We start from the raw sequence: 4,896 nt of genomic DNA, 5'->3' as shown, positions 1-4,896 counted from the left end.
CAGCCGCAGCAAGAGCGGCAGCGCGGCGATCGGCGTGGGGTTCAGCTATGGCTCCCAGGGCGCGGCGATGGGCTTCACCGCCAGCGCCAGCAGCGCGCACGGCCAGGGCGATGGCACCGACGTGACCCAACGCAACAGCCACCTGTCGGCGGGCAACACGGCCACGGTGATCAGCGGCCACGACACCACGCTGGATGGCGCGGTGCTGTCGGCGAACAAGGTGATGGCGGATGTGGGGGGCGATCTGCACATCCACAGCGAACAGGACACCAGCCATTACGCCAGCCACGACACGTCTGTTGCCGGCAGCATCACCGTGGGCATCGGGGCGAGCGGCAGCGCGAGCTATAGCCATGCCAAGGTGGATGGCGACTTTGCCAGCGTCACCGAACAAAGCGGCATCCAGGCCGGCGATGGCGGGTTCGACATCACCGTGCATGGCAACACCGACCTGAAGGGCGGGGTGATCGCCAGCACGCAGGCGGCCATCGACCAGGGCCGCAACCAACTGACGACCGGCACGCTGACGGTGGCCGACATCGTCAACACCAGCCACTACAAGGCGACGGGCGTGAACCTGTCCGGCGGGTATGCGGCGGGGGGGAGCAATGGCAAGTCCGATGCCAAGAGCGATGGCGGCAGTGGCGACAGCGGCAGCAGCCAGATGCCTTCGACGGTGAACCAAGGCAGCAGTTGGTCCTGGCAGAACCAGGGTAGCGGGGCGCGGGGAACGGCCGCGGGCTACAACAGCAAGAGCGGCAGCCAGACCTCGATCACGCACAGCGGGATCAGCGGCGGCGCACTGACGATCACCGATGCAGCGGGGCAACAGGCCAAGAGCGGACAGAGCATCGCCGACACGCTAGCCGCGCTGAACCGCGACGTGCACACCGGCGACAGCAGCAACGGGTTGGTCAAGGACTGGAACGGGCAACAACTGCAACAGCAAGTGACCGCTGGTGCGCAGATCATGGCGACGTTCGGGCAGCAGGCGGGTAAGGCGATTGGCGATTACGCCTCGCACAAAGCGTTGGAACTGCGTTCGCAGGGCAACGAGGCGGAAGCGGAAAAATGGGATGAAGGCGGCGCCTACCGCGTAGCGGCGCACGCGGCGATGGGCGCATTGGGCGGCGGGGTGCAAGGCGCGTTGGGCGCAGGCGCGGCCGCCAGTGCGGCACCGAGGTTGAACGAGCTGACGAAGGATCTACCCGACGGCGTGCGTGAAGCAGTGGGCGCGGGCCTGGCAGCGGGATTGGGGGCGGTGACCGGCGGTGCGAGCGGTGCGGCCACGGCGTTCAACGAGGATACGAATAATCGGCAGTTGCACCAAGACAGTAACCAAAACGAGGTTGCTCGCTTGAAGGAAATGGCAAACGGCGATCCGCAGCGTGAAGCGGATTTGGTCGCCGCGGCCTGTGCGTTGGTGAAGTGTTCGGCAGAGTATCCGGATGGTTCGGATGAGAAAAAATATTGGGCGGCAATCGAGGTTGAGGGGAATAAGCCAGAGCGTCAGGAAGATCGTGACTGGCTCAAGTCGCAGTCGCAAACGACGTCTGGATACGCAGCCGGCAGTACTTGGGAGGAAAACAGACATCTGTTTACATACGATGGAGTGGATGCTTTTGGTGACTGGGCGACGAAAAACCAAGTAGGTACTCGTGCGCTCGGTGGCTTGCAGATGGTAGGTGGTGCAGCGGAATCGGCAGGAGGCATGATGCTTGCGCCGACGTGCGGAACCTTCGTCGGCTGCTTGGCTTCCGTGTACCTCACGGGTGCAGGTGCAGATAATGCGGCGGCTGGTTCGAGTACATTGTTCAGTGGAAAAGCCACCTCGACTCTGGGTGGTCAAGCGCTGCAAGCACTAGGATTGCAGCCTGGCACGGCTGAACTGTTGTATGGATTTACGCAGATGGCTCCATCCGCAGGAGCTGCGCTGGCTGCGAATCGTGCCATCGATTTAGAAATTGCTACAAATGCGTGGGTTAGGAGTGTGTCAGGGATAAAATCTCTGACCAATGGTATGCGTGTTGGTTCTGCTGATGCGCAGGTATTTAAGTATGGCGATGGATTTTATTCTGGTTCTGCATTGGTTGATGCGGAGTCTGGCGGCTTTTCGATATATGATCAATTCAAGAAGCCCGACGGACGTGGTTGGGATTGGCCTGAGAATTTGGGATTTGCTGGGGACCGCGTTGAAACCACTTTGAGCGTAGGTACAAGGGTGGATCGGTATGGCAGTAACACAGGATATTTTCTTTCGCCTACTGGGACCTCTTATGAACAAAGAGCCTTGGCGCCAGGGTCGAGAAGTGAGGGGTATTATGAATATGAGGTCATAAAGCCGCTGCCAGTAATACAAGGAGAAATAGCGCCGGCATTCGATCAGTCAGGAGGTGGTTTGCAAATTTTGCCGAGGTTTCCCGATAGGGTTAATGTTAAGTGGTTAATAGATAATAAATTCTTGAAGCGAGTAGATAAATGAATGAGGAAATATTAAAAATTCAGAATGAATTATTTTCTCTTGGAAGGAGGATTGATGCGCCAGAGAAGCTTCTCGTTATTAGGAAATTACCTAGTAGTGATGCAAATCCATTTCTAATTTTTGAAAATGGAAAATTTGTTTATGAATGTGTTGAGAGAAATTATCAGGTTTTCAGAAAGGAGACGTCATCTAGTGATGATGTGCTTTACTGGATTTTTGATGGAATTATATCTGACATGATCGCAGATTCTGAAGATTTTAATAAAATTGAAGACGTTGATATTGGAAGGATGGATTTTATATTGAGGAGAATTAATTTAATGGAGCGCCTCAGTCCTGTTTGGGGTAAGAAAGCTAGGGAAGAGTCTGATGAGGAGCTTAGGATGCTAGATTCTGTAATAGCAGCCAAAAAAACAAAATCGGACACTGCATCAGTGATGGAAAAGTTACACGCATGGCTCGTGGCAAAGGGATTACTGCCGCGCCGTTGAGAGAGGCTCTCAACTGAACGATGTAAACTCGTTCCTCAAGACCCATCAACTGGTATGCACTTATCACCAATCACCGTGATCACCAACTCACGATCACGCACAGCGATGCGCAATTTGCAGCCGATGGCGAATCCCAACTCTTCCAGCCAGCGACCACGCAGGCGCAGGGCGGGTATGGGCTGATGACTGTCGGGATAGTAGCCATAACCCATGGTGCACTGTTGCGTTGGACGCACGCGTCGCGGTGGGCGTTGTTTGCGTGCAAGCTCGGCAGAATTTAGGGCCTCGGCTTGCTCGCACGTCATCATCGGGCTGAGCGTCGGTTCCACAAACGTCCATTGCAGGTCCTTGCATGGCGAACGCTTGGTTGTATTACTGCGGCGCGATGACGGTTGACGCATGGCAAAAGCCTCCTGTGTGTACGAGAACCGCCGCCAACGGCGACGGGATGTCGGGAGGTTAGAAACCGCACTTAGCCGGCGGGCGTATTTCCCCGAAGGGTGTTTTATTAGCCGCCCTCCCGACGCAGGCATTGCGTCGGTTTGCGCCTGCGAACAGGCACAAAAAACCCACCAGTTTGACGGAGGTGGGTACCGCTAAGTGAGGAGTTTCTACGCTCCTTGTCGGAGAGATTGCAGTCGGTTGCGTTCGATGTCAACTAAGCGCGCGCTCAGCGCGCGATGGGCAGGTGCAATCCCAGGGCGATCTGAGCCTGACCCTGCACGAGGGCCTGACCAATACCGGGCAGCTGATTGCCAACGGTAACCTGTCCATCCACACCGATGGCGACCTGCTCAACCAGGGCGTGCTGCGCGCGGACAATCTGGATCTGTCCGCGGCCAATGTGGACAACGCCGCCAGCGGGGAGATCAGCAGCCAGGGCGTGACCCACGTCCAGGCCAGCGGGCAACTGACCAATCGCGGCCTGATCGACGGCGCGCTGACCCAGTTGCAAGCGGCAACCGTGGACAACGTGGGCACCGGGCGGGTGTATGGCGACCACGTCGCCATCGCCGCCGGCACGCTGCTCAACCGGGCCGAGTCCGTGGCCGGGGTGACGCATGCGGCCACTGTGGCCGCGCGCCAGCGCCTGGACCTCGGCGTGGGTCAGTTGAGCAACACCGACAGCGCCTTACTCTACAGCGATGGCGATGCGGCCATCGGCGGGGCGCTGGATGGCAACCAGCAGGCCATCGGCAATGCCGCCCGCGTGGACAACCTCGGCTCCACCATCGAGATCGCCGGCACGCTGGCGCTGCACGCCAGTGCGCTCAACAACATCCGCCAGAACGTAGTGGTGACCCAGACCACGAGCACCGCCGCGCCAGTGCGGCTGGATCAACCGAGCTGGCGCAACAACGGCCAAAATGCCCACAACGATCTGCGCTCCACCAGCAACTACAGCGCGCTGGAGATCTACTACCTCAACCCGCAGGACATCCTGCAGGACACGGTGTACACCACGCCGGATGGGTATCAGGTGCATCAGGCGACGATCCGGCTGACGGCGCAGACCAGCGCGTACTTCTTCGCCCGTGGCGCGATGTACTCGGCCACCGGCGAGCGTTCGCGGCTGGACCCGCGCACGGGCACGGTGACGATCTACTACACCGCTCGCCAGGACAACCAGATCAATCCGGACCAGGTGAGCAGCGGTGCCAGCGACCCGTTCGCCGCCGTGTCCGCCGACGAACCGGGCGCCCCGCCGTTCCACTACGAGAGCGACACCCTCAAATACTCCAATGCCTACGGAACATGCACCACCAACTGCGTGCAATTGATCGCGCAATACGCCTACACCGATCCGGACCACATCCTGAGCAACCCACAAGGCACCGGCGGCGGCGGGCGGGAGGACAACGAGCACTACCGCATCGCCACGCGCACCACGGTGCAGGACGTGCTGCAACCGGGTGCGGGTCC

General features: G+C 59.0%; 3 protein-coding genes and 1 pseudogene. 3 read left to right on the top strand and 1 reads right to left on the bottom strand.

Annotated elements, in window-relative coordinates; translation table 11 throughout:
• Both XALGPE39_RS14915 and XALGPE39_RS15245 read left to right on the top strand, forming a co-directional pair.
• Positions 1 to 2,482 (top strand): glycohydrolase toxin TNT-related protein (locus XALGPE39_RS14915; protein ID WP_152624880.1); only part of this gene is annotated, 2,482 nt, incomplete at its 5' end.
• On the top strand, positions 2,479 to 2,973 hold the full coding sequence (locus XALGPE39_RS15245) for an Imm63 family immunity protein (protein ID WP_082061885.1): 495 nt from the start codon (positions 2,479 to 2,481) through the stop codon (positions 2,971 to 2,973). The genes XALGPE39_RS14915 and XALGPE39_RS15245, both read left to right, overlap by 4 nt.
• A gap of 35 nt (positions 2,974 to 3,008) precedes the next feature.
• Here XALGPE39_RS15245 and XALGPE39_RS10290 read toward each other — a convergent pair whose 3' ends face one another.
• Positions 3,009 to 3,374 carry a SymE family type I addiction module toxin gene (locus XALGPE39_RS10290; RefSeq protein WP_162836128.1) on the bottom strand — a complete coding sequence of 122 codons (366 nt, stop codon included), beginning with the start codon at positions 3,372 to 3,374 and terminating at the stop codon, positions 3,009 to 3,011.
• Between the two features lie 287 nt (positions 3,375 to 3,661).
• Here XALGPE39_RS10290 and XALGPE39_RS10285 point away from each other — a divergent pair.
• Positions 3,662 to 4,896 (top strand): annotated as a pseudogene (locus tag XALGPE39_RS10285) (hypothetical protein); the annotation flags it as partial.

Origin of the sequence: Xanthomonas sp. GPE 39, assembly GCF_000963005.1 — a bacterium.
GTDB lineage: Bacteria > Pseudomonadota > Gammaproteobacteria > Xanthomonadales > Xanthomonadaceae > Xanthomonas_A.
This window is presented reverse-complemented; position numbering and strand designations above follow the sequence as displayed.